Origin of the sequence: Cognatishimia sp. (assembly GCF_049116455.1) — a bacterium.
In the GTDB taxonomy this organism is placed as follows: domain Bacteria; phylum Pseudomonadota; class Alphaproteobacteria; order Rhodobacterales; family Rhodobacteraceae; genus Cognatishimia.
Map to the genome: position 1 here is coordinate 80,144 of NZ_JAGDYW010000003.1, position 25,255 is coordinate 105,398.

Genomic DNA, 25,255 nt, shown 5'->3' on the forward strand with positions numbered 1-25,255 from the left:
TCCTACCTATCGTCTGTCGGGTCTTCGGGATGCAACATTCTGTAATCCTTCACCCAGTTATAAACCTTTGTTCGGCCAATCGTTGGCCCCGGCATCGTCTTCAATTCGGCCAATATGGCCTTGATGGTTGCGCCCGCGCCTAGCATTTCAATGGCCCGCGCCTTGCGCTCCTCAGTCATGCTTTCAGGTCGCCCAGGTATCCGCCCTTCTGCCCGAGCCTGCTCTAAACCGCGCATTGTGCGCTCTTGGATCAAGTTGCGTTCAAGCTCTGCGAAACTGGCAAGCTGAGTAACCAAGAGTTTTCCGGTTGGCGTTGAAAGGTCCAGAGGCTCAGTCACACTGATCAATGTCACTTCGTTATCTTCGAAAAGCTGGACAGTGCTAAGAATGCCCATTGTGGTGCGCCCTAACCTATCGAGCTTCCACACACAGAAGTCAGCTTTGAGCATCAAGGCCATCCTGAGTGCTTTTTGCAAACCGGGGCGCTTCATAGTCCCGCCGGTCATCTTGTCGGTGTAGATCATGTCACGAGAGACCCCGTAATGCTCTAGCGCTTCAATTTGGTTTTCCAAGTTCTGCTCAGAAGTCGAAACGCGGGCATATCCCACTTTGGGCCGGGAATCGGTTATGCTTTTACTACATCCTAAATCAATCCTCCTGAGTATTGATGGAACGCTTTATGGACACAACCTTTTCGAGAATTGCTTTCCGGCCAAAGTCGTTCTGGCCGTCGTACCCATAGGCTTCAATGTGATCTTTGATCAGGTCAAGCTCACCGTCAGTGAACAGTAAAACCATGCGGTTCCTGCGTTTTTGACTGTCTTTCTTAGGTGGTCGACCCATTTGCGCCTCTGATTCCGCGTTCTCCACCATCTATCCCGCTCAAACTTTCTGTTGCAATAAAAATTACAACAATTTTTGTTGCAATATTTATTACCATAGTTATTGTAATATTTATTACAACATAAACTTAATACAGAAACCGCCACATTACAGGATAATACCATGTGCGATGGACCGCTGCCCAAAAGAAAAAACGTTCTATGCGATATTTCTAGAAATATGGCGGTCCCGACAGGATTCGAACCTGTGACCTCTCGCTTCGGAGGCGAGCACTCTATCCAGCTGAGCTACGGGACCGCTCTTTTATGGAGCAGTGCCCCAGAAATAGAGCACATTTTCCAATATTTTATCTTTTAAAACCAATAGCTTAATATGGATAGAACATGACCTTCGGAGGGCAGCGCTCTATCCAGCTGAGCTACAGGTGCCTAAGGCTCGTTATAGCCTGAGGAATTTTCGCCGCAAGCCGGAAAAAGGCCTGCGGCGGAATATGCTTACTAGGCCAGTAGCTCGTGTGCGAGTTCAAGCGCATCCACCAAAGTGTCGATCTCATCTGTGGTGTTGTACATGCCAAAGGACGCGCGGCAGGTGGCACTGACGCCGAGGTGATCCATCAGTGGACCGGCACAGTGATGCCCTGCCCTGACGGCCACGCCGCGTTTGTCCAGAATGGTTGAGATGTCATGCGCATGGGCCGCGCCCTGCAAGGTCATGCTAAAGATCGCCGCTTTGTTTGGCGCGTGACCTTGAATGTTGAGCCAGTTCAGACCTTTGAACTTATCAGCCGCATAGTCACGCAGAGCGTTTTCATGGGCAGCAATGTTGTCCATACCGATGTCCATCAGGTATTCCAGAGCAACACCAAACCCGATGGTCTGCACGATACCCGGAGTGCCTGCTTCGAATTTCATCGGCGGATCGTTGTAGATCACCGCGTCTTTGCTGACCTCTTTGATCATATCGCCGCCGCCAATGAAGGGGCGCATTTCGGCCATACGCTCTTTCTTGACGTAGATCGCGCCAGAGCCGGAAGGGCCATAAAGCTTGTGGCCAGTAATTGCATAGAAATCACAACCGATGTCTTGCACATTCACAGGCGCATGAACAGAACCCTGCGAGCCGTCGACCAGCACCGGAATGCCGCGCTCATGCGCTTCGGTGGTGATGGTTTTTACATCAACCATTGTGCCCAAAACGTTGGAACATTGCGTGATGGCCACAAGTTTGGTTTTTGGACCCATGGCGTCAATGACCGCCTGCGGATCAAGGCTGCCGTCGGCTGCCACATCGACCCATTTCAGAACCACGCCCTGACGCTCGCGCAGGAAATGCCACGGCACGATATTGGCGTGGTGTTCCATGACGCTTAGCAGGATTTCATCACCCGCCTGCAACTGTGGCATAGCCCAGCCATAGGCGACCATATTGATGCCTTCGGTGGTGCCGGAATTCAGAACGATCTCGTCTTCGTCAGCGGCGCCCAAAAATCGTGCAATGGTGCCGCGCACGGATTCATATTTCTCGGTCGCGAGATTGCTGAGGTAATGCAACCCGCGATGTACATTTGCGTATTCCTGCGCATAGGCATTGGTAATTGCATCAATCACAACTTGCGGCTTTTGCGCGGAGGCACCGTTGTCCAGATAGACCAGCGGTTTGCCATTAACCTCACGCGACAGGATAGGGAAATCCGCGCGGACTTTTTGCACGTCGTACATCAGGGTGTTCCAGTCGGTCCAAAGCCAAGGAAAGAGATGAGAATAGAGAAGATAAAGACAAGACCCACAAAGCCAAGCAACAGGTTTGCCATGGCTTTTCCAAAGGAATCAAAACCTTGCGCTTCGTAGATGAAGTTCAGCAAGATCCACACGCCGTAAAGCAAAGCCAGAGATGTGAGCAAAAGCGCAACGCTTGGTGCGGCGATCATCAAGACAAACCCACCCAGTTGCACGGCGAGGCGCATGTATTGAAGCCATGTCACTAACGCTAGAAGATCGTTAAAGCTGGCGATGCCGCCTACTATTCGACCGCCCCAAAAGAGGCTGATCGTCCCAATGGACATGCTTGTGAAAAACATCACTGCCAATGTGACTGGTGAGATCGTCAATACCATTGGCGGAGCTGCCGGTGGAAAGGCCAGAATGGTCACCACAAAAACGACTGCGTTTAGGATTGTCGCAAGCGCCAGACCTTGCCAGATCGTAGGCCCATCAAGCTCGAGCGCCAGAACCTGACGTGCCGCTTGTTTTGGGGCTTTGATCGTATCGATGAACAGTTGCTTCCACATCGTTTAAGCTGCCTCTTCACGTGCTGCTGAAAGCCCTGCAAACCAAAAGCTCAACATGGCTGCAAGCCATAGGAACCCAAAGACATTGTTCAGCAAGCCTTGTCCGATGAACCCAGCAACGAGCCCATTGAACAACGCAAGTGGACTTCCGGCCAACAATGCCCAGAACAGCGCCATACGCGCTTTGTAGCCTGTCGTGCCGCCAAGGGCTTTCAGGATGATCTGGCTTACGAAAGCCAGCGCATAAAAGAACAACGGAGCCATAAAGACCCAGCCCATCAACGCGCCGCCGATCAAAGGCATAATGTCGGTTTCAGCAAGATGCGCCTCGCGAGACAAACGCGGCCATTGCGCCACGAAAATCACGATGCAGGCGGACATCAAGACTGCCAAAGCGCGATCTTCGCGCGGGCCATCCGCCTGCCGCCGAAGGGCGACAGACTTTGGTTTGCGATAGGTCGCTAGGATGTCGCGTGTGACAGACATCAGCCGCGACGACGCTCGAGCCAGCCTTCAAGGCGGGTCAGAATGCATTCTGACAAAGCGTCGTTCTCGATCTCTTCCACGGCTTCTGCAAGGAAGGCCAGTGTCATAAGGTCAGTCGCGATGTCTTTAGGCACGCCACGGGCGCGCAGATAGAACATGCCCTCTTCGTCAATCGCGCCAGATGTAGAACCGTGTGAACAGGCCACGTCATCGGCATAGATTTCCAGCTCGGGCTTGGCGAGGAACTGGCTGTCTTCATCTAAAAGCAGCGATTGGCTCATCTGATAGCCATCGGTTTTCTGCGCATCCGGCTTCACAAGGATTTTGCCTTGGAAAACGCCGGTCGCCCCGTTGCGCAACACCTTTTTAAACACCTGACGGCTTTCGCAGTTCTGTGCGTCGTGGGTGATGAACACAGTGTCGTCGTGGTGGAAATCGCCATCGCCAACACAGGCACCGGCCACATGCACTAAAGCGTCATCACCAAGAATTTCAAGTACGCATTCGTTGCGGGTCAGAACGCCATTCACCGTCAGAGTGAAGGATTTGAACACGGACTCTGTACCGGTGCGCGCAAAGATATGGGTCACTGCCCGGCGCTCGTGGTCCCGCCCCTGTGCACGCACATGGTGGAACTCGGCTTTGTCAGCCACGTCGACTTCCATGACTTTGTTGATACGCGCCGCTGCTGGGCCGTTTTCAAGCACGGTTAAGGATGCGCCTTCTTCAAGCTTGATCACATGGTGCAGGATCGCGTCAGAGGCTTCATCTTCGTGATTGTAGATAAAACTAACCGGACGGGTGACTTTGCCAGTCACTCGGATCACGATGCCGTCCTCTGCCAAGGCTGTGTTCAGCGCGGCAAGCGGACGTTGCACGGGTGTCTGGCCATTGGCTTCCAGTTGACCGTAAAGGTCTTTGGCCCAGTGAATGTCTTTGGATACGATGTCAGACAGGCATTCGATGGTAAAGCCTTCGCCTTCCAGATTATCAGACAGGCCTGCATCAAAGATGCCATCTACGAAAACAACCTTGAGGCGGTCGATTTCGTCAAACATTGGTGCTTCGCCGTGTTCAAACGGCGCGGCCACTGGGGCATCTTGCACGGTCAAAGTGTCTGGACGGGTGTATTTCCAATATTCGTCGCGACGATCAGGCAGGCCATTGTCGACAACGCGCGCCATGGCTGCATCGCGGATCTCGGTGATCCACCCTGCCCCGGTTGGCACGGAAACGCCGTCCAACAGCGCCGCCGTCGCTTCCTGTTTCTGTTCCAGAAAACCCATTACGCAATCTCCGCCAGAATGTCGGCGTAACCGTTGTTTTCAACTTCAAGCGCCAGCTCTGGGCCGCCGGTTTTCACAATGCGACCGTCTGCCATGATATGCACAACGTCTGGTTTGATGTGATCCAGCAGACGCTGGTAGTGGGTGATTACAAGGAATCCACGGCCTTCGTCACGCAGGGCGTTCACACCTTCGGAAACGAGTTTCATCGCATCCACGTCCAGACCAGAGTCTGTTTCGTCTAGGATGCACATCTTTGGTTCCAGCATCGCCATCTGCAGGATTTCGTTCCGCTTCTTCTCACCACCAGAGAAGCCAACGTTCACTGGACGCTTCAGCATGTCCGCGTCGATTTTCAGCGTTTTCGCCTTGGCGCGGATTTCCTTGAGGAAGTCAGCCGCAGAGAGTTCTTCTTCGCCACGTGCCTTGCGCTGTGCATTTACTGCTGTGCGCAGGAAGGTCATGTTGCCCACACCTGGAATTTCAACCGGATATTGGAAGGCAAGGAACAGACCCAGCGCCGCGCGCTCTTCTGCTTCGAGTTCCAGCAGATCTTCGCCACCCAAGGATGCTTCGCCTTCGGTCACTTCATAGCCATCACGGCCAGACAGAACGTAAGACAATGTGGATTTACCAGAGCCGTTCGGACCCATGATCGCGTGCACCTTGCCAGCTTCGACTTTCAGGTCGACGCCTTTTAGGATTTGTTTGTCTTCGTCTTCAAGTTTGACCTTCAGGCCTTTGATTTCCAACATGTTCTTTTCCTCATCCGCCGCGCTACGGCGGTCATCTCTTGATTAGTACCTGGGCCACAACCGACCCTAAAAATCCGCTGACAAAACTTGTCGTCAGCACTTGTGTATTTGTGAGCATCGGAGCGACTTGGCTGATCACGAAGGCAAAACCGGCACAAAACAGACCGGTCGTGCAGGCCCCCATGATCATCGCCCGCAGCATTAGCTGAGTACCACCGCAGTGCCAGAAGCCGAGACCATCAGCATGGATTGGCCAACCACTTCGTAGTCGAGATCCACGCCCACAACCGCATTTGCGCCTTTTGCATGTGCACGCTCTTCCAACTCGCGCAGCGCTGTGTCGCGCGCATCCTGCAACTTGCTTTCATATGCGCCAGACCGGCCACCCACGATGTCGGTGATCGAGGCAAACACATCGCGCACAACATTCGCGCCCATGATCGCCTCGCCTACGACAATGCCGCAGTAATCTGTGATGCTACGTCCTTCGACGGAATTTGTGGTGGTAATGATCATTTTACGTTTCCTTCTTGGATGCGCGCCAATTCGTAAACCAAGCCATTCCAAAATTTATGGCAGCGAAGATGGCGACAAAGAACGGCGTATCTGATTTAGCAACTTCTAAAACATGGGCCATGGAAAATGTGTCGTAGTCCATAAATGTCATCACAAACGGATGCGCTACTCCAGTGAACACAGTTGTCGCAAATGCACTGAAATATTCGTATCTATTTGACGTCTTAACCATCGTTCGCTCCGCAATAGGGGTTAACCCACAGACCCTTCCAAGCTAATAGCAACCAGCTGCTGCGCTTCCATGGCGAATTCCATCGGCAGTGCTTGCAGCACTTCCTTGGCGAAACCGTTCACGATCAATGCGACGGCCTCTTCTTCGTCCATGCCACGCTGGCGGCAGTAGAACATTTGCTCATCATCCACTTTGGATGTCGTCGCCTCATGCTCAACGCGAGAGCTGTTGTTTTTGACCTCGATATACGGAACGGTGTGCGCCCCGCATTTGTCGCCGATCAGCAAGCTGTCACATTGCGTGTAGTTGCGAGAATTCTTGGCTTTCGGGTGCATAGACACCAGACCACGGTAGGTGTTCTGCGCCACACCGGCAGAAATCCCTTTCGACACGATGCGCGACTTGGTGTTTTTGCCCAAGTGGATCATCTTTGTGCCGGTATCGGCCTGCTGGTGGTTGTTGGCAATCGCGATCGAGTAGAACTCGCCCTGGCTGTCGTCGCCGCGCAGGATGCAGGATGGGTATTTCCAGGTCACGGCAGAACCGGTTTCAACCTGTGTCCACATCACTTTCGCCCGGTCGCCACGGCAATCGGCGCGTTTGGTCACGAAGTTATAGATCCCACCTTTGCCTTCTTCATCACCGGGGAACCAGTTCTGAACGGTGGAGTATTTCACTTCGGCATCTTCTTCGATGATGATCTCAACCACGGCTGCGTGCAGCTGGGCTGTGTCGCGCTGTGGTGCTGTACAGCCTTCCAGATAGGACACGTAAGAGCCCTTGTCTGCGATGATCAGCGTGCGTTCGAACTGGCCAGTGTTTTCCGCGTTGATGCGGAAATAGGTAGACAGCTCCATTGGGCAGCGCGTGTTTGGCGGGATGTAGACGAAAGACCCATCAGAGAAGACCGCTGAGTTCAGCGTGGCATAGAAGTTGTCAGACACTGGAACCACGGAGCCGAGGTATTTTTTCACCAACTCTGGATGCTCTTTGATGGCCTCAGAGATGGAACAGAAGATCACGCCGGCTTTTTTCAGCTCTTCTTGGAACGTCGTGCCAACAGAAACAGAGTCAAACACAGCATCCACGGCAACTTTGCGCTCTTCTTCTGGGGCTTCAACGCCGGCCAAAAGGGCCTGCTCTTTCAATGGGATACCTAGCTTTTTGTAGGTTTCCAGAAGCTTAGGATCGACCTCATCCAGAGACTTTGGTTTTGTCTCCATGGATTTCGGGCGCGCATAGTAATACTGGTCCTGAAAATCGATCTCAGGGTAGTTGACCATGGCCCATTTCGGCTCTTCTTTGGTCTGCCAGCGTTTGAAGGCCTCCAGACGCCATTCGGTCATCCACTCAGGCTCTTCATTCTTTTCAGAAATCAGACGCACGATGTCCTCATTCAGACCTTTCGGAGCGTACTCCATCTCGATCTCGGTTTCCCAACCGTATTTATATTTGCCACCGACTTCGCGGACGGCGTCGACAGTTTCCTGATCTACGCCCTCTTTGACGTCTGTATGTTCCATTGTGGCCATCTCGCGCCTCCTAGTCTCACGCCGCCTTGGCGCGATGTTTTTCCAACTGGGCCAGCCACTTGGCGGCAAAACCCAATACCTGTTCTTCGCGCGTATCCGGGCCAAGACTGACCCTGATTGCGCCGGACGCCACAGAGGCGTCATATCCCATGGCCGTTAAAACGGCGCTTGCTTTGACCTTGCCTGACGAACAGGCCGATCCTGCGGAAATGGCATAGCCCGCCAGATCCATTTGCATCACCTGCGTTTCGCCCTTCCAGCCGGGAACTGCAAGGCAAGAAGTATTGGGCAGACGGTCTGAATTCTGTCCAATAAAGATGGTGTCTGGCGCAGCATTGGCAAGAGTGGTTTCCAGCAAATCGCGCAGGCGCTTCACCTCGTCCCAGACCCCGTTTTCCAAATCATGTACAGCGGCTTTGGCAGCGGCCGCAAATCCAGCAGCGCCAATGACATTTTCGGTGCCCGCGCGTCGGCCCATTTCCTGTCCGCCGCCCTTCAGGCGCGTTTGGATGTCCGTGCCGCGTTTCACAACCAAGGCACCGATGCCTTTCGGTCCACCAAGCTTGTGCGCGGAAACAATCGCCATCTTGCACCCCAGCCAATTGAAAGCGATTGGCAGCTTTCCAAAGGCCTGCGTTGCATCGCAGAGCGCAAGGCCCTGAGGCAGTTTCTGGATAATCCCGGTTTCTGAATTCGCCAGTTGCAAGACAGCTTTGGAAGGCTCGTCAATTTCGACGACGCCATTCGCATCAGCGGCTAATTCGCTTTCAATCCAAGCTCTTACGGCATCATGCTCAACTGATGAACCAGCAAAGTCGCGCCCTTCCATGGCCAAAGCAGCAGCTTCTGTGGCACTGGACGTGAAGATCACATCCGCTCCATCCGCCCCAAAGGCGCTTGCGACATCTGCGCGGGCATTTTCAAGCAGTGATTTCGCTTTACGACCTTCCGCATGCACGGAAGACGGATTGCCGACGACGTCCATCGCCGCGATCATCGCCTCTCGCGCCTCAGGGCGTAGCGGTGTTGTGGCGTTATGGTCGAGATAGGCTCTCATTCACAATCATCCACAACAGGAAATAGAGTTGGCACGGCTGGACATGGCGCAAGACCGTTTTCAATTACATCAGACAGGCGTGTTTGGTGCAAAAACACGTAAACATGCGCCGACAGACCTTCCCACAGACGGTTGGCCATCGACTGCGCCCGAGAGCCGGACTGCGCGCCAGATGCGCCAGCACCGGTATGCAATGCTGAAACGGTTTCATCGACCGCTGACAGAACATCTACAATACGAATCTCAGATGTAGGTTTAGCCAATCGATAACCGCCGCCCGGCCCGCGTACAGATTCCACCAATTCAGCGCGGCGCAGTTTTACGAAAAGCTGTTCCAAATAAGCGAGGGAAATATCCTGACGCGCAGAGATTTCGGACAATGTCACCAATTTTTCAGAGGGTTGCAGGGCAATATCTGCAAGAGCAACGACAGCGTACCGGCCTTTGGTCGAAAGTTTCATAACCCTCTTGCCCCGAGCGAATTGATTGACCTGAAACACTACAAAGCGTACACCGCAATGAGCGCTGTTGGACCACACGTCCAAACACATTAATTAGAACCGTTCTAAAGTGGCTGAGCAAATCCGTCAAGATATGCAACCGCCCTAATAACAGGAGCAGGGAAAACCTATGCCCGAGGTCATTTTTCCAGGACCAGAAGGTCGTCTTGAAGGCCGTTACCACCCACAAAAAGACCGTGACGCACCGATTGCGATCGTGCTGCATCCGCACCCGCAATTTGGCGGCACAATGAACAACAAGGTTGTCTACAACCTGCACTACGCCTTCTACAACATGGGCTTTACAGTTCTGCGGTTTAACTTCCGCGGCGTTGGTCGTTCGCAAGGTGAATATGACCAAGGTGTCGGCGAGCTGTCTGATGCGGCAAGCGCACTGGATTACCTACAGTCCATGAACAGCAATTCGAAGCATTGCTGGGTTGCCGGCTTTAGCTTTGGCGCTTGGATTGGAATGCAGCTTTTGATGCGCCGCCCAGAGATCACTGGCTTTATCTCCGTGTCTCCACCAGCCAATATGTATGACTTTAGTTTCCTGGCGCCCTGCCCGTCTTCTGGCTTGATCATCAACGGTACGAATGATCGTGTTGCTCCTCCGTCAGACACAACGGCGCTCGTGAACAAGCTGCACGAGCAAAAAGGCATCACCATCACGCACCAAGAAATCGAAGGTGCCGGCCACTTCTTTGAAGAGCCACATATGGACACGATGATTGGCAACACAACGGAATACGTCAAACGTCGCCTGACAGAAAACACACGGTAAACACATGAGTTACATCGATTCCCTCGCTGAAAAGCTCGCCCGGGACGTTCTGCTGGTGCAGAAGGAAACCGACGACATCAATTTGGTGCAGGAAATCGGAAACGTGTTGGAGGCCTCATCTTCCAAAATGCATGAGGCCTTCATGACCGCGGTGCGCGTTCACACGTCAGAAACGCTGGCACGCAAACTGTTGGATCAAAAAATAGCAAAAGCCGCCAAGGCCGCCGGAGTTGACCTTAATGACTGACCGGCTGGCAAGGCAGATCGCCTTCCTTACCGAAATCGACAAGCTGAAATCAGTAGACCGCGCGAATATGATCCTTGATGGGTCGCGGGTCGAAAACTCTGCAGAGCACAGTTGGCACCTCGCGCTTTACGCGCTGATTTTCTGGGATTTTGCCCATGAGGATGCGGATCTGGCCGCGGCCATTCGCATGCTGTTGCTGCATGACATCGTTGAAATCGATGCCGGAGATCACCCGATCCATCTTGCAACCGATTGGAAGGTCGTCGCGGAAAAAGAAACTCAGGCCGCAGAGCGCATATTTGGACTGCTGCCAGATACGCAGGCCAAGACGCTGCATAATGATCGCTTAGAGTTTGATGCTGGCATTTCCCCGGCGGCATATTTCGCCAATATGCTGGATCGCTGCCAGCCGATTTTTCAGACGCTCTTCAATGCCAAGCTCGATCAACTGCCCGTTGCCGACCATCTTGATGTGGTGAAGGCCAATCTAACATCTGGCCGTGCAACACATTTGAAAGATGGTTTTCCCGACGCCTTTGCGGAGGCCAGTCATCTGCTGGGCTGGCAACAGGATCGAGGATCCCAGCCTTTCCAGCAGCGCCTCGCCTTCTTGAATGAAGTCGACCGGTTAAAATCCGTTTATCGTGCCACGACGCTGTGCGATGGCACACGTCGCGAAAACTCGGGCGAGCATTCCTGGCATATCGCCATGTACGCCATGATCTTGGCAGAACATGCGCACCGCCCGATCAACATTGATCGCGTGCTTCAAATGCTGCTGATCCATGATCTGGTTGAAATCGATGTCGGCGATAATCCCATCCACGGCGATCACAACCAAGCGGATGTTGAAGCTGAAGAACAAGCCGCTGCTGATCGTCTATTTTCGATATTGCCCGATGATCAGGGACAAAAACTGCGCGCACTTTGGGATGAATTTGAGGCTGCAGAGACCGATGATGCGGTTTTTGCAAAATCTATTGATCGCGTGCAGCCATGTATTTCTAACCTCGAAGTCGGCGGCGCCTCTTGGGTTGAATATAAGGTATCTTATCAACAGGTTGAGGATCGAGTAGGTTGGAAGGTCGCCAAAGGTGCCCCTGCCCTTTGGGAGCACCTTCAGACCCGCATTCGTGAGTGGTTTCTGGAAAATCAGCTTCACTAACTCGGGGTAAAATCAAATTCGGCTGCACCAGAGCTGTCTATTTTCAACAGCTTCCCTGGCTTAAGTTCTGTCCAACCATTTTCGTCTGTTTCCAATGGTTCAGAGACGACAGCCCAACCATTACGTGTTTCGCTGTAGCGATAATAGACCGAAGGCGCGATGTGATCGCTGCTGTAGCGTGCAGCATATAGAGAATGACCATCACTATAGGCCGCTGATAATCGCATATGCGGCGTGACACCGGTTTCGCGGCTCATGGTTTCTAGCTTTCCAACAGCTTGTTCCATCGCTGTTTTGAAATCGCGATCCAGTCCGAAGCCTAAGGCCACCAGAAATAGAACCTCTGAATCCGTGCTGCCTTTTCGGAAGGTGTAATGCTCATCTGAAATCGCCATATCCGCGGCCTTGCGAAAGTGTTCAAACCCACCGACTTGGCCATTGTGCATGAACGTCCAATTCTTAGCTGCAAAGGGGTGGCAGTTGTTCCGTGTAATGCAGGAGCCGGTCGAAGCGCGCACATGCGATAGAAACAAACCTGATTGAACCTGATGGGCAATTGCTTTGAGATTTAGATCAGACCACGCTGGAAAAACATCTCTGTATAGTCCGGGTTCTTCACGTGAGCCGTACCAGGAAATTCCAAAACCATCCCCGTTGGTGGTTGTTTTACACTCGGTTGCTTCTTTGCTTTGTGCAATCAATGAATGTTGCGGCAAAGTTATGATGTCTTCAAGGAAGATCGGCGCACCAATATACGCGGCCCAACGACACATAGTTAAACTCCGGTTGATTGTCCGGACTTTGATACTGGGCAAGACAATTACCTGTCGAGTGCAGCAGATGCACATCTTCGAGGGCGGATTTGCACAGCATAATGGCTTTCTATGCTTTTGGGCTGGCTTTTCGCGGCACTTCGCGTTAGGGCGCGCGAGAACATTTAAGAGGCAGGCTCATGGACCTTCGCAATATTGCGATCATCGCACACGTTGACCACGGCAAGACTACGCTTGTGGACGAGCTACTGAAACAATCTGGAGCCTTCCGGGCGAACCAGGAAGTGGCCGAGCGCGCCATGGACTCCGACGCGCTAGAGCGCGAGCGTGGCATCACCATTTTCGCAAAACCTACCAGCGTTGAGTGGAACAACACTCGTATCAACATCGTGGATACTCCGGGCCACGCGGACTTCGGCGGCGAAGTTGAGCGTATCCTGAGCATGGTTGACGGTGTGGTTCTGCTGGTGGACGCGGCTGAAGGCCCGATGCCACAGACCAAATTCGTGACCTCCAAAGCGCTGGCTTTGGGGCTGCGCCCGATTGTGGTTCTGAACAAAGTCGACAAACCAGACGCCGAGCCTGACCGTGCGCTGGATGAATGCTTCGATCTGTTTGCGTCCTTGGATGCAACCGAAGATCAGTTGGACTTCCCACACATGTACGCATCTGGCCGTTCTGGCTGGGCTGATCATGAGCTGGACGGCCCACGCTCTGACCTCTCTGCCCTGTTCAACCTGATTGTGAACCATGTGCCAGAGCCAAAGCAGATCAAGCGCCAAGGCGAAGACTTCCGTATGCTGGCAACCACCCTAGGATCTGACCCGTTTGTGGGTCGCATCCTGACCGGCCGCGTTGAATCCGGTACGCTGAAAGTGGGCGCAACCGTTCAAGCGTTGTCTCGCGTTGGTCAAAAAATCGAAGGCTTCCGGGTCACCAAAATCCAAGCGTTCCGTGGCCTTGCACAACAAGACATCGAAGAAGCGCAAGCGGGCGATATCGTTTCTATAGCAGGTATGGCGAAAGCCACTGTGGCTGACACGATTTGTGCACTGGCTGTTGATGAGCCGCTGGATGCACAGCCAATCGATCCGCCAACCATCACTGTAACCTTTGGCATCAACGACTCCCCTCTGGCGGGTCGTGACGGTAAAAAAGTTCAGTCTCGTGTGATCCGGGATCGCTTGCTGAAAGAAGCAGAATCCAACGTTGCGATCAAAATCGCTGAAACCCCTGGTGGCGAAGCGTTCGAAGTCTCTGGACGTGGCGAACTTCAGATGGGTGTTCTGATTGAGAACATGCGTCGCGAAGGCTTTGAGCTGTCTATTTCTCGTCCGCAAGTGATCATGCGCGACGATGAAAATGGTCAGAAGATCGAGCCGGTTGAAGAAGCCACTATCGATGTGGATGACGAATACTCTGGTGCCGTGATCGAAAAGCTGACCGGTTCCCGTAAAGGTGAATTGGTTGAGATGCGCCCTGCCGGTGCTGGCAAGACACGCATCATCGCACATGTGCCTTCTCGTGGCCTGATCGGCTATCACGGTGAATTCTTGACCGACACGCGTGGTACAGGCGTTCTAAACCGTGTTTTCCACGGCTGGTCCCCTTACAAAGGCGCCATTCCTGGTCGTCGCGCAGGTGTTCTGATTTCCATGGAGAACGGTCAATCCGTAGCCTTCGCTTTGTGGAACCTGGAAGACCGCGGCAAGATGATGATCGGCGCGCAGGCGGATGTTTACACTGGCATGATCATTGGCGAGCACAGCCGTGAAAATGATCTGGAAGTGAATCCGTTGAAAGGTAAAAAACTGACCAACGTTCGTGCTTCTGGGACGGATGAAGCGGTTCGCCTGACCACGCCGATGACATTGTCATTGGAAGAAGCGATTGCTTACATCAATGACGACGAACTGGTTGAAGTGACACCAAACACTGTGCGTCTTCGTAAGCGCTATTTGGACCCGCATGAGCGTAAGCGGATGTCTAAGAAAATCGGTTAAGGATTGGGGGCTAGCCCCCAAACTTCCAAAGTAGTTATAGAAAAATGAAAGGGCTTTCGGGCCCTTTTTATTTTGGACGGTCTACGTGTTGATCAAAGAGGATGGCGTTTCCATCAGGATCCCTGAGCGTGATGCTGGCAGGTCCCGTGCTGTTCACGTCGGTTGTGCTGTCCAGGGTAAGCCCTGCTGCTTGCAAGCGCGCCTGAATGTCCCTTACATCTTCAAAGTCATCGACCGCCTGCGCACTTTGATCCCATCCCGGGTTCATTGTTAGGATATTGCCTTCAAACATGCCTTGAAACAGGCCAATCACAGCTGTGCCGTTCTTCAAAATGGCAAAGCCGTGTTCTGACATGTCGTGAAACTGTTCAAATCCAAGCGTCTGATAAAATTCGATAGATGCTTTAAGATCTTTGACGGAAAGACTGACTGAAAATGCACCAAGTGCCATGAGAACCTCCTAAATCACACGATCTAGGATGCCATGAGTTTAGGTTTTTACCGAGAGGTTTATGCGCTGACTTCGATGATGGTCAAAGATCGCTCGGACGCACCATCAGCAAAAGCAACGGTCTTTTGATAAGCGGGGCTTTCGTAACAGGCCTCAGCACTGGCCAAATCGGGGAAGCGCACAATGGTGTGGCGTTCAGCGCCTTGGCCTTCAAGTTGCTTGAATTCTGCGCCGCGGGCGATGAATTCACCGCCCATGGCTTCGATCACGGGAACCGCGCGTTTGGCGTATTCCGCATAGGCCTCTGGATCAGAGACCGTCACGTGGCTGATCCAGAGCGCTGGCATTAGACGCCCTCAACAATCATAAGATAGCGGTCTGATGCGCGAAGTGCGATGGGCAGAATGGCTTGGTATTCATCTGAATTATACCAGTCCAAAGCAGCCTGTTTGCTGGGAAATTCGATCACAGCATGACGATTGGGCACGTTACCTTCCAAGAGGTACTGTTCCCCGCCTTTAACGAGAAACCTACCGCCAGCCTTCTCTGCAGATTTCACCGTCTGACCGGCATAGTTAATGTAGTCGTCTGGGTCAGTGACATTGATTCCTGCGATGATGTAGGCTGGCATAGTAACTCCTTACCCTGCGATGACAGCTTCAGCCGCAGCAATTGCAGCCTCCGCATTTTCCGTAGACTTTGCGCCGCCCTGTGCCATGTCAGGACGACCACCACCGCCCTTGCCACCAAGCTCAACTACGGCGGCCCGCACCAGATCAGGTGCTTTCACGCTGTCAGTTAGGTCCTTAGTCACACCTGCGGCCACGGCGGCTTTGCCATCGGCATCTGCGATCAACAGGACCGCACCACTTTCGATGCGGGCCTTATGTTCATCAATCAACGCAGGCAAATCACGACCAGACACACCAGAAAGCACTTGAGCTACGAACTTGATGCCATTGATTTCTTTAACTTCTGATCCGCCGCCTTGGCCGGCACCACCTGCCATAGCAAGTTCACGGCGCAGTTGGGCGACTTCGTTTTGCAATGACTTGCGTTCATCCAGAAGACCTTTGACGCGGTCAACCACATCGCTTGGCTGCGCTTTCAGAACCGCAAGAACATCGTTCAAGCGCGCGGCGTCAGATGCGGAATGTGCATCCGCTGCAGGGCCTGTCAGTGCTTCGATACGGCGTACGCCTGCAGAGGAGGCACTGTCACCAAGCAGAACAAACGCACCGATATCGCCGGTCTGTTTAACATGAGTACCCCCGCAAAGCTCCAAAGAGTAAGTCTCGCCATCAAGTCCTTTGCCGGTGTCCGCCCGACCCATCGAAACAACACGGACCTCATCGCCGTACTTTTCGCCAAAGAGCGCCTGCGCACCGATCTCGCGCGCATCATCAGGTGTCATGATACGGGTTTCAACAGCTGTGTTCTGGCGAATGTAGGTGTTTACCTCTTGGCTCACCTGCGCCAGTTCTTCTGCGGTCAGCGCCTTGGTGTGGCTAAAGTCAAACCGCAGGCGATCCTCTGCGTTCAACGAGCCGCGCTGTGCGACGTGATCCCCAAGCGCATTGCGCAACGCCTCGTGAAGGAGGTGTGTTGCAGAGTGGTTCGCACGGATCGCAGAGCGACGTGTGTGATCGACATCTAGTTGAGCGCCCTGCCCGACTTCGATGCTGCCTTCGATCACTTCAGCGATGTGAATAAAAACACCGGCTGCTTTCTTTGTGTCTGTCACCTTCGCGCTGCCGGACTCGGTTCTGATCACACCAGTGTCGCCAACCTGACCACCGGACTCCGCATAAAACGGTGTTTGGTTTAGGATGATCTGAACCTTGCCATCTGTTTTATCGACCTGTGCGCCATCTGCTACCAAGGCTGCGATCTGACCTTCAGCGACTTCGGTGTCATAACCAAGGAAATCTGTGGTGCCATTTTCTTCAGCAATGTCGAACCAAATCGTGCTGTCTGCAGCTTCACCAGAGCCTACCCAAGCAGCACGTGCCTTGGCTTTCTGTTCTGCCATAGCGGCATCAAAGCCGTCAGTGTCCACTTCGCGGCCCTTTTCACGCAGCGCATCTTGCGTGAGATCAAGCGGGAAGCCGTAGGTGTCATATAGCTTGAAGGCTGCGGCACCTGGCAGTTGCGCACCGTCATCAAGGCCAGACAGTTCGTCATCCAGCAGTTTTAGACCACGGTCCAATGTCTGTTTGAAGCGCGTTTCTTCAAGCTTCAAAGTTTCTTCGATCAAAGACTGCGCCTGACCCAATTCAGGGTATGCCGCCCCCATCTGGCCCACCAATGATGGAACCAACTGGTGCATGACCGGATCTTTTGCCCCCAATAGGTGTGCGTGGCGCATGGCGCGACGCATAATGCGTCGCAAAACATAGCCGCGACCGTCGTTGGATGGCATTACACCATCCGCAATCAGGAAGGACGTCGACCGCAGGTGGTCCGCAATCACACGGTGATGCACGTTTTTATCGCCATATGGATCAACCGAGGTCGCATGTGCAGAGGCTTCGATCAGGGCTTTCATCACATCGGTGTCATAGTTGTCGTGGCTGCCTTGCAGCAACGCGCCAATGCGTTCCAGCCCCATACCTGTATCAATGGACTGCATGTCCAACGCTTTCATCGAACCGTCTTCGAACTGTTCGTTTTGCATGAAAACGACGTTCCAGATTTCGATAAACCGATCACCATCTTCTTCAGGCGAGCCCGGAGGGCCACCCCAGATGTGCTCGCCGTGATCATAAAAGATCTCGGTGCATGGACCACATGGGCCAGTTGGCCCCATCTGCCAGAAGTTGTCGCTGGTAGCGATCCGGATGATGCGTTCCTCGGGAACGCCGATTTTCTTCCAGATATTAAAGGCTTCGTCGTCTGTGTGATAAACCGTGACGTAAAGCTTTTCCTTTGGAATTCCGAATTCCTTGGTGATCAATTCCCAGGCAAAGGGGATGGCCTGCTCTTTGAAATAATTGCCAAAGCTAAAGTTGCCGAGCATTTCAAAGAAAGTATGGTGACGCGCGGTATAGCCAACGTTGTCTAGGTCATTGTGTTTCCCGCCGGCACGCACACATTTTTGCGAAGATGTGGCGCGCTGATAGTCGCGGGTTTCGACCCCGGTGAACAGGTTTTTGAACTGCACCATACCCGAGTTTACAAACATCAATGTTGGATCATTGCGTGGAACCAGAGGGCTGGATGGAACAACTTCGTGTCCCTGTTTTTCAAAGTAATTCAGGAAGGTTGACCGGATGTCGTTTAGGCTTGGCATGCGTCAGGCTTTCTGGCGTGTTTCAATCGTTCCAGAATGGTTTAGCCCTAGCTGTCGTAGGTGTCCACAGCCCGACGTCTAGAAAGCAAAAAGGCCGCGCTGTGCGCGGCCTTTAAGGTGTCTTTATGCGCTTTAGTTGTCTTCAACCAAAGAGTCATTGTCTTCCACGCCGGGCGGCATTTCAAAGTCGAGCCCGTGGGCGGCGCGGATCTTATCTTCGATCTCAAGCGCGACGCGGGAATTTTCCTTGAGGAAGGTCTTGGCATTTTCACGCCCCTGCCCGATGCGCTCATCACCATAGCTGAACCAGCTACCGGATTTCGCAACGATCCCGGCCTTCACACCCAGATCAAGCAGTTCACCCATCTTCGAGATGCCTTCGCCATACATGATGTCGAATTCCACCTGTTTGAAGGGAGGTGCAACTTTGTTCTTAACCACTTTCACGCGGGTTGCGTTGCCGACCACTTCGTCGCGGTCTTTCAGTGCGCCGATGCGACGGATGTCCAGACGTACAGAACTGTAGAATTTCAGCGCGTTACCACCGGTCGTGGTTTCAGGAGAACCAAACATAACGCCGATTTTCATCCGAATTTGGTTGATGAAGATCACCATGCAGTTTGAGCGGCTGATTGACCCGGTCAGCTTGCGCATTGCTTGGCTCATCAAGCGCGCCTGAACGCCAACACTGCTGTCGCCCATGTCGCCTTCAAGTTCAGACTTTGGTGTCAAGGCTGCAACCGAGTCGACCACAACCATATTGACCGCACCAGACCGCACCAGAGTGTCCACGATTTCCAAGGATTGCTCACCAGTGTCTGGCTGAGAAATCAGCAGCTCATCCAGATCGACGCCCAGCTTTTTGGCGTATTGAGGATCCAATGCATGCTCGGCATCAACAAAGGCGCAAACACCGCCCTTTTTTTGCTCTTCTGCGATGCAGTGCAGCGTCAGCGTCGTCTTACCAGAGCTTTCAGGTCCGTAGATTTCAACGATCCGCCCCTTAGGTAATCCACCGATACCTAGGGCAATATCCAGACCCAAGGAGCCTGTGGATGTTGCTTCGATTTCCTGGATGGCATTGCCATCACCCAGTTTCATGATTGAACCCTTGCCGAACTGGCGTTCAATCTGTGCCAGTGCGCTATCAAGCGCCTTTTGTTTGTCGGATGATTTCTTGCTGCTCATATTCAAAAGATCTGCCGTTGCCATTGGTTGCTTCCTTATTCCACACCCGCGCTTAGGCGGCAATGATTGGCTTTGTTCTTGCCTTGTTCTTTTTGTTATGAGATCAAAACAAGAACAAAGCAATAAAAAATTTTCTGATCTGCTGTCTAAAATACTTTTGACCAAAAGCATTAAGCGATAGTTTACGCTTAAACAAAATTCAGAAAATACAGAATTGAGGCGTCTAAATGCTTGTTTTTTGGAAGGAAAAACTCGTTATTCTTGCGGTCCCGAAGACCGGAACAACCGCGATGTCAACAGCCCTTAGACCGCATGCAGATATCGCTATATCTGATCCGCCAGATCTCAAGCATGCCGCCGTGTTCCGATATAATAGGTTTTTCCGCCCAATGTTTGAAAAAGCCTGCGGTGTGACGGATCTGGAGCTGATTGCTGTGATGCGTGAACCGGTAAGCTGGCTTGGAAGCTGGTATAGGTATCGACGGCGCGACTTTGCTAAAGGCCGTGCAAATTCCACCCATGATGTGTCGTTTGATGAATTTGTTTTAGAATATTGCAAGGAAGACCGACGTGGGTTTGCCAATGTTGGCAGTCAGGCAAAATTTTTGGAGCCTCGCCCAAATGGTACAAAGGTAAACCATTTGTTCAAATATGAAGATCAAGCCAAGGCGATCGACTTTTTGGAGGCCCGTTTGGATCTGAAAATTGATCTACCGATTTCAAATGTATCACCGAAGATGGATCTGGAGCTGTCTGACGATGTATTGGTGCTTTTAAAAAAGACGCATCCTCAAGAATTTGAACTTTATGAAAGCATTGCTTAAGCGTTTACAATTTGTTGCTGAACTGTTGCTGCAAGCTCATCCAGGGAAAATGGCTTGGGTAGAAAGACCGCGTTTTGAAGCGCATTTGCATCAGACGCAAACTTTTCTTCTGCATAGCCAGACATAAAGACAATCCGCGGATTGGGTCGTGTTTCTAGGGCTTTTTTGACCCAAGCAGGACCATCGAGACCCGGCATCGCAACGTCCGATAAGAAAAGATCAACCGTTAATGCGGTATCCTCCAGAATTTCCAAAGCCTCCTCTCCGCATGACGCCTCAAGCACAGAAAGCCCCTTGAGACGTAGCGCGCGCGCTGCAAAGGCACGTACGGGAGCCTCGTCTTCGACCAAAAGAACTGTGCCTTCAATCCGCTCTGATTGCCCGTCTTTTATGGGGTTTCTTACAAATACAGGCGCCTTATGTTCGGCCGTTGGAAACAAAAGCGTAAAAGTCGTGCCCTCGCCCACTGAACTGTCTAAGAAAATGAACCCGCCTGATTGTTTGACAATGCCATATGCGGTCGAAAGGCCAAGGCCAGTACCCTCACCTGTTTGTTTGGTGGTGTAGAATGGTTCAAATACTTTTTCTTTTGTTTCGGCAGAAATCCCTGTTCCCTCATCAATCACAAGCACCTGCACATAGTCGCCTGGGGGGATGGTGGCGCGCTCGCGCACTTCTGGTTCTGCAAGCGATAGGTTTTGAGCCTGAAGGGTCACCGCCCCTCCGTGAGGCATCGCGTCCCGTGCGTTGACCACAAGGTTCATGATGACCTGTTCAAATTGCTGAGGGTCTAGGTAAACCGACGATAGTTCATCAGAGATGTTGACCGACAGATCAACGTCATCACTGACCAGCCGACTGAGAAGATGCGTAAGATCCGACAGCACCTCGCGTAGATCAATGGTGTCAGGTTGCAGTGTTTGCTTTCTGGAAAAGGCAAGCAGCTGACCTACCAATGAGGCAGCCCTATTGGCGTTTTGATGGATTTGCATCAGGTCAGAATAGACCGGATCATCCTGCTCATGTTTCAGTAACAACAGATCGCAATGCCCAGAGATCGCCGTGAGTAAGTTGTTGAAATCATGCGCTATACCACCAGCTAGCTGACCAATAGCCTGCATTTTCTGGCTTTGAACAAATTGTGCTTCGAGCTTTTTCAGCTCTGTTGCGTCATGGAAAACAGCGTAAAGCGCGGTTTTGCCGTTTTCAAAAGTGCGGCCCAAAGTGACTTGAACAAACCTTTCACGGTCATTGCGTTTAATGCGCAAAAATTCGTTTAGATTCTGTGCGCGCCCATCAGCGGCTTCAGCCAACCAATCTAACAGGGGGCGTCCAAGGCCCTCCATAACATCGCTCAGGTTCATATGATCTTTGGCATCAGGCCCGATCATATCCCGTGCCGTGCGATTGGATGACAGGATGTTGCCAGTTTCATCAATCTTCATCACGGCAACGGGCATGGATTCATAAGACAGTTCAGCTCTGCCGGTTTTCTCCCCCAAAGCTGGAATTAAAAAAATCTCTCGGCGTCCGCCCGAAAGTGTGTTTTCCATCAAAAAGCACCGGCGCAATCCGTTTTCAGTTTTGACGCAGTTGATGTCAGACATTGAAGTGTCATCTTCAAAGATTTCTGACAGACTGGTTTTTCGAACGCCCAGAAAATCCCTGGCTGATTGGTTCATAAACAGAACAGTTCCATTCGCCGCAGCAGTCAGCATAGGAAGCGACAAACCACCATCAGCGTTTTCGTCAAAATGCGGTTGGCTGCGCATTTCACAGCTGAATAGGTGCTTGTCAATTCTGTGCACGTAAAACTGGACATTGGCAGTGCGCGTCACAAATTGCTCGGACGCACTGCCCTCAAAAGAAGCCACTTCTATCAGCCTATTTACGGATTCATCACCGTCTAAAAACCGAAGTTTCAAGTGTTTAGAGAGGCTGTCTTCTATTACGCCAAGATCCCGGGCTGCACCATTTCTCAGCCAGATTTTTGTGTCGCCATCGATGATAAGGCGGGCAGATTGATCATTTTCAATGAGGTTCGACAAAGATTGCAGACGTTTTTGCGATTGGACCGTTTTGACGTAATTAACCAGCTTGTAAACCGCGATCCCGAGAACCGCTGCAAATGCAAAATAGAGACCGGCTGGATAAAACTGTTCAAAGTCAGACGCCAGCATCCAAACGGAGGCCGAAAGCAAAAGGAGAAGCAAGGTCAGCACCTTGATACGGTGCTGACGCCCGTACAATACCTTATGCCTTAATGCTTCTTCCACTGACGCCAATTGCTTGTTTCCTAGACCCAGATGATGGGAAATCTAAGTTGAAATTAGTCAATATTTCATAAACAAACATAAAACCCGCTAAGGTTGTGTGGCAAGAATTTACTTTCTTTTCAGAAGTGCGGTGTAAAACCCGTCACATCCATCCAACGGGGTCCACACGCGTTCATAAACCAACGCCCAGTCTGGATTTTCTTTTAAGAACGCAGAAATCTGATCTTGGTTTTCAGACTGTAAAAGTGAACATGTCGCGTAGCCCAAGAAGCCCGTTTCGCCAACATACTTCGATGCAGAGGTAAGGATTTCTTGTTGAATACTCAGCGTATTAGATAGAGTTTCTCTTGTAAGCTTCCACTTGGCATCAGGATCTCGACGCCAGGTGCCAGTGCCCGAACAGGGCACATCACAAAATACCAAATCAAAAGGCGCTTCATGTGGAATTTCAGAGGTCTTCAGAATTTGTGCTTTGATACCAGCACGCTTTGCACGCTCTGGTAGATCACATAGTCGGCCTTCGAGCACGTCATGGGCGAAAAACTGACCCTTTCCGCGTGCGGCCATCGCTAAAAGCTTGCCACCACCGCCTGCACAATAATCCAGGGTACTTTTGATTTCGTCAAACGGTAACAAAGCAATCGCGGCCTGACTTGCGGCATCCTGCAATTCCACAACACCCGTTTGATAGGCTTGGCTATTCCGGATCTTGCGTGCGCCCTCTGTCACAATCAATGCAGTATCTGCGGACGCATGAACGCGAGTTTCAATGCCTTCAGCCGCCAACTGATCAATCGCCTCAGTTGGTGTTTCTTTGCTTAGGTTCACGCGTAAAATAACCGGTGCGCGCTCTTTTAGTGCAGCTTCGATCGCCTCAAAGTCCGTCCCTAAAGACGCTTGGAAATCTGGGATAATCCAATCAGGAAGATCCGCTACATCCTGCGTCTCGACCGCGACATTTTCCTCCGGTGTCAAGGCATCTGGTCCGTAGCCAGTACCGGAAAAGATATCTTCTAGGTCAACACCTTGATGACGTAGTAGCCCAATTATCAAATGACGTGGGCTTTGACCGCCACCGCTTTGAGAGAATGTGTTTTTGCGACGCAGCACATCGTAAATATGGTCGCGAATTGCGGCGCGGTCTTTGGACCCGGCAAACCGTGATTTTCGTGCCCATTGTGTCAGGGTGCGTTCTGCGGGCGCGCCATCCAGAATGGGATCTAAGAGTTCAATCGCCGTTTGGACGCGCGCCGCAGGTGTCATCAGCCTACCCGATAATTAGGCGCTTCGCGGGTGATCTGAACGTCATGCACATGGCTTTCTTTCAAGCCAGCGCCTGTGATCTTCACGAAATTGGCCTTGCTGTGCATGTCAGCGACTGTCGCGCTGCCGGTATACCCCATTGCTGCGCGCAAACCGCCAACCAATTGGTGGATCACAGTGCCTGCAGACCCTTTATATGGCACTTGGCCTTCGATGCCTTCAGGCACCAATTTGTCAGAGGCAGCATCTTTCTGGAAATAACGATCTGCAGAACCGCGCGCCATGGCACCCAAAGAGCCCATACCGCGGTAGGATTTATAAGAGCGACCATTGTACAGGATCACTTCGCCTGGGCTTTCATCAGTGCCTGCAATCATCGAGCCAACCATGGCACAAGATGCGCCCGCTGCGATGGCTTTGGCAAAGTCGCCAGAGAACTTGATGCCGCCGTCCGCAATCACCGGAATATCGCCGGCTGCTTTTGCGCAATCCATGATGGCTGTCAGCTGTGGAACACCAACGCCCGCCACCATACGAGTTGTACAGATAGATCCTGGACCAATGCCAACTTTGACGGCATCGGCACCCGCGTCGATCAAAGCTTTTGTAGCTTCAGCCGTTGCAACGTTGCCTGCAATCACTTGCACGCCGCTGGATAGTTTCTTAACGCGGGAGACCGCTTCAAGAACGCCTGCAGAGTGGCCGTGGGCTGTGTCCACAACAACGATATCAACACCCGCATCAATCAGAAGCTCTGAACGTGCAAAACCACTGTCGCCGACAGAGCTGGCAGCGGCAACCCGCAGGCGTCCAAGGTCGTCTTTGCAAGCCGTTGGATTTAACACGGCCTGTTCTGTATCTTTTAATGTCAAAAGACCTGTCAATTTACCGTCGCCATCGACGACCAGCAGTTTCTCAATCCGGCGAGATCTCATGAGGCTTTTGGCCTCCTCCAGATCCGCAGGTTCTTGCAACATGGCAAGATTGTCTGAGGTCATCATGACAGAAACTGGTGTGTCATCGCTTTCGGCAAAGCGCATATCGCGATTTGTCACAATACCAAGAACGCGGCCCTCGTTGTCGACAACTGGAAAGCCCGTGATCCGGTAACGCTCCATCAGCACCTTTGCATCTGCAAGGGTCTGGTTTGCCGTCAAGGTAATCGGGTTATAAACAATGCCACTTTCAAAGCGCTTCACGCGTCGTACTTGTTGGGCTTGTTCTTCAGGATCAAGGTTCTTGTGAATAACCCCAATGCCTCCGGCCTGTGCCATGGCAATGGCCATACGGGCTTCGGTCACGGTGTCCATTGCGGAACTCAACAGTGGGATATTCAACGAGATGGTTTTCGTTACACGTGTGCGCGTATCCGCCGTACTCGGCAGAACCTCGGATGCACCGGGTACAAGCAAAACATCATCGAAAGTAAGTGCCTCACGAATCTCCATCACACATCTCCTTGAGTGGGGTCGTTTGACGCCTCCCTATTACATGT

General features: G+C 52.2%; 26 protein-coding genes and 1 tRNA gene. 5 read left to right on the plus strand and 22 right to left on the minus strand.

Going from position 1 to position 25,255, the window contains the following annotated elements:
• Nucleotides 1–2: 2 nt before the first annotated feature.
• The 13 genes from JXQ85_RS05180 to JXQ85_RS05240 all read right to left on the minus strand — a co-directional run bounded on the left by JXQ85_RS05180 (nt 3) and on the right by JXQ85_RS05240 (nt 9,455).
• Nucleotides 3–608, minus strand: coding sequence for a recombinase family protein (locus JXQ85_RS05180; protein WP_421747819.1), 606 nt, complete (start codon nt 606–608; stop codon nt 3–5).
• A gap of 40 nt (nt 609–648) precedes the next feature.
• Nucleotides 649–843 carry a hypothetical protein gene (locus JXQ85_RS05185; protein ID WP_421747820.1) on the minus strand — a complete coding sequence of 65 codons (195 nt, stop codon included), beginning with the start codon at nt 841–843 and terminating at the stop codon, nt 649–651.
• A 220-nt stretch (nt 844–1,063) separates the two neighbouring features.
• Nucleotides 1,064–1,140, minus strand: a tRNA-Arg gene (locus JXQ85_RS05190).
• 200 nt (nt 1,141–1,340) lie between these two features.
• The gene (locus tag JXQ85_RS05195) at nt 1,341–2,561 is read right to left on the minus strand and encodes a cysteine desulfurase (RefSeq protein ID WP_421747821.1); all 1,221 of its coding nucleotides are present in this window, start codon (nt 2,559–2,561) and stop codon (nt 1,341–1,343) included.
• A complete protein-coding gene (locus tag JXQ85_RS05200) occupies nt 2,561–3,130 on the minus strand; it encodes a YIP1 family protein (RefSeq protein ID WP_421747822.1) in 570 nt (189 codons plus the stop codon). The genes JXQ85_RS05195 and JXQ85_RS05200 overlap by 1 nt, the downstream gene beginning before the upstream one ends.
• 3 nt (nt 3,131–3,133) lie before the next feature.
• Nucleotides 3,134–3,616, minus strand: coding sequence for a YIP1 family protein (locus JXQ85_RS05205; RefSeq protein WP_421747823.1), 483 nt, complete (start codon nt 3,614–3,616; stop codon nt 3,134–3,136).
• Nucleotides 3,616–4,902: a SufB/SufD family protein gene (locus JXQ85_RS05210; RefSeq protein ID WP_421747824.1), complete on the minus strand. Its 1,287-nt coding sequence runs from the start codon at nt 4,900–4,902 to the stop codon at nt 3,616–3,618. Before JXQ85_RS05210 ends, JXQ85_RS05205 begins: the two co-directional genes overlap by 1 nt.
• Entirely contained in the window at nt 4,902–5,657 is a 756-nt protein-coding gene (gene sufC, locus JXQ85_RS05215; protein WP_265020662.1) for a Fe-S cluster assembly ATPase SufC, read from the minus strand. Before sufC ends, JXQ85_RS05210 begins: the two co-directional genes overlap by 1 nt.
• Nucleotides 5,658–5,858: 201 nt before the next feature.
• Entirely contained in the window at nt 5,859–6,173 is a 315-nt protein-coding gene (locus JXQ85_RS05220) for a heavy metal-binding domain-containing protein (protein ID WP_421747825.1), read from the minus strand.
• Between the two features lies 1 nt (nt 6,174).
• Nucleotides 6,175–6,405: a hypothetical protein gene (locus tag JXQ85_RS05225; protein WP_421747826.1), complete on the minus strand. Its 231-nt coding sequence runs from the start codon at nt 6,403–6,405 to the stop codon at nt 6,175–6,177.
• Nucleotides 6,406–6,425: 20 nt separating this feature from the next.
• Nucleotides 6,426–7,937, minus strand: a complete 1,512-nt coding sequence (gene sufB / locus JXQ85_RS05230) for a Fe-S cluster assembly protein SufB (RefSeq protein WP_421747827.1) — start codon at nt 7,935–7,937, stop codon at nt 6,426–6,428.
• Between the two features lie 16 nt (nt 7,938–7,953).
• The gene (locus JXQ85_RS05235) at nt 7,954–8,994 is read right to left on the minus strand and encodes a cysteine desulfurase family protein (protein WP_421747828.1); all 1,041 of its coding nucleotides are present in this window, start codon (nt 8,992–8,994) and stop codon (nt 7,954–7,956) included.
• A complete protein-coding gene (locus tag JXQ85_RS05240) occupies nt 8,991–9,455 on the minus strand; it encodes an Rrf2 family transcriptional regulator (protein ID WP_421747829.1) in 465 nt (154 codons plus the stop codon). The genes JXQ85_RS05235 and JXQ85_RS05240 overlap by 4 nt, the downstream gene beginning before the upstream one ends.
• 169 nt (nt 9,456–9,624) lie before the next feature.
• Here JXQ85_RS05240 and JXQ85_RS05245 point away from each other — a divergent pair, with 169 nt between their 5' ends.
• The 3 genes from JXQ85_RS05245 to JXQ85_RS05255 are packed head-to-tail and all read left to right on the plus strand — an operon-like array spanning nt 9,625 to nt 11,690.
• Nucleotides 9,625–10,278, plus strand: a complete 654-nt coding sequence (locus tag JXQ85_RS05245) for an alpha/beta hydrolase (protein WP_421747830.1) — start codon at nt 9,625–9,627, stop codon at nt 10,276–10,278.
• Nucleotides 10,279–10,282: 4 nt separating this feature from the next.
• A complete protein-coding gene (locus JXQ85_RS05250) occupies nt 10,283–10,525 on the plus strand; it encodes a hypothetical protein (RefSeq protein WP_421747831.1) in 243 nt (80 codons plus the stop codon).
• Entirely contained in the window at nt 10,518–11,690 is a 1,173-nt protein-coding gene (locus JXQ85_RS05255) for an HD domain-containing protein (protein WP_421747832.1), read from the plus strand. Before JXQ85_RS05250 ends, JXQ85_RS05255 begins: the two co-directional genes overlap by 8 nt.
• On the opposite strand, the gene JXQ85_RS05260 is transcribed toward JXQ85_RS05255, so the two are convergent.
• On the minus strand, nt 11,687–12,463 hold the full coding sequence (locus tag JXQ85_RS05260) for a class II glutamine amidotransferase (RefSeq protein WP_421747833.1): 777 nt from the start codon (nt 12,461–12,463) through the stop codon (nt 11,687–11,689). The two genes, JXQ85_RS05255 and JXQ85_RS05260, sit on opposite strands and share 4 nt — an antisense overlap.
• 179 nt (nt 12,464–12,642) lie before the next feature.
• Here JXQ85_RS05260 and typA point away from each other — a divergent pair, with 179 nt between their 5' ends.
• Nucleotides 12,643–14,466 carry a translational GTPase TypA gene (gene typA / locus JXQ85_RS05265; protein WP_421747834.1) on the plus strand — a complete coding sequence of 608 codons (1,824 nt, stop codon included), beginning with the start codon at nt 12,643–12,645 and terminating at the stop codon, nt 14,464–14,466.
• Nucleotides 14,467–14,533: 67 nt separating this feature from the next.
• Here the strand turns inward: typA and JXQ85_RS05270 are convergent, their stop codons facing one another.
• The 5 genes from JXQ85_RS05270 to recA all read right to left on the minus strand — a co-directional run bounded on the left by JXQ85_RS05270 (nt 14,534) and on the right by recA (nt 19,421).
• Nucleotides 14,534–14,917, minus strand: coding sequence for a VOC family protein (locus JXQ85_RS05270; RefSeq protein ID WP_421747835.1), 384 nt, complete (start codon nt 14,915–14,917; stop codon nt 14,534–14,536).
• Nucleotides 14,918–14,976: 59 nt separating this feature from the next.
• The gene (locus tag JXQ85_RS05275) at nt 14,977–15,264 is read right to left on the minus strand and encodes a DUF1330 domain-containing protein (protein WP_421747836.1); all 288 of its coding nucleotides are present in this window, start codon (nt 15,262–15,264) and stop codon (nt 14,977–14,979) included.
• Nucleotides 15,264–15,548 (minus strand): DUF1330 domain-containing protein, encoded by a 285-nt coding sequence (locus JXQ85_RS05280; protein ID WP_421747837.1) that lies wholly within the window; start codon nt 15,546–15,548, stop codon nt 15,264–15,266. Before JXQ85_RS05280 ends, JXQ85_RS05275 begins: the two co-directional genes overlap by 1 nt.
• A gap of 9 nt (nt 15,549–15,557) precedes the next feature.
• Entirely contained in the window at nt 15,558–18,209 is a 2,652-nt protein-coding gene (alaS, locus tag JXQ85_RS05285) for an alanine--tRNA ligase (protein ID WP_421747838.1), read from the minus strand.
• 132 nt (nt 18,210–18,341) lie between these two features.
• A complete protein-coding gene (recA, locus tag JXQ85_RS05290) occupies nt 18,342–19,421 on the minus strand; it encodes a recombinase RecA (protein WP_421747839.1) in 1,080 nt (359 codons plus the stop codon).
• A 365-nt stretch (nt 19,422–19,786) separates the two neighbouring features.
• Between recA and JXQ85_RS05295 the strand changes: the two genes are divergently transcribed.
• Nucleotides 19,787–20,221, plus strand: coding sequence for a gamma-glutamyl kinase (locus tag JXQ85_RS05295; RefSeq protein WP_421747840.1), 435 nt, complete (start codon nt 19,787–19,789; stop codon nt 20,219–20,221).
• Here the strand turns inward: JXQ85_RS05295 and JXQ85_RS05300 are convergent.
• The 3 genes from JXQ85_RS05300 to guaB all read right to left on the minus strand — a co-directional run bounded on the left by JXQ85_RS05300 (nt 20,218) and on the right by guaB (nt 25,208).
• A complete protein-coding gene (locus JXQ85_RS05300) occupies nt 20,218–22,497 on the minus strand; it encodes an ATP-binding protein (RefSeq protein WP_421749032.1) in 2,280 nt (759 codons plus the stop codon). The genes JXQ85_RS05295 and JXQ85_RS05300 overlap by 4 nt on opposite strands.
• Nucleotides 22,498–22,605: 108 nt before the next feature.
• Nucleotides 22,606–23,760 (minus strand): RsmB/NOP family class I SAM-dependent RNA methyltransferase, encoded by a 1,155-nt coding sequence (locus tag JXQ85_RS05305; protein WP_421747841.1) that lies wholly within the window; start codon nt 23,758–23,760, stop codon nt 22,606–22,608.
• On the minus strand, nt 23,760–25,208 hold the full coding sequence (gene guaB, locus JXQ85_RS05310) for an IMP dehydrogenase (protein WP_421747842.1): 1,449 nt from the start codon (nt 25,206–25,208) through the stop codon (nt 23,760–23,762). The genes JXQ85_RS05305 and guaB overlap by 1 nt, the downstream gene beginning before the upstream one ends.
• Nucleotides 25,209–25,255: the final 47 nt, after the last annotated feature.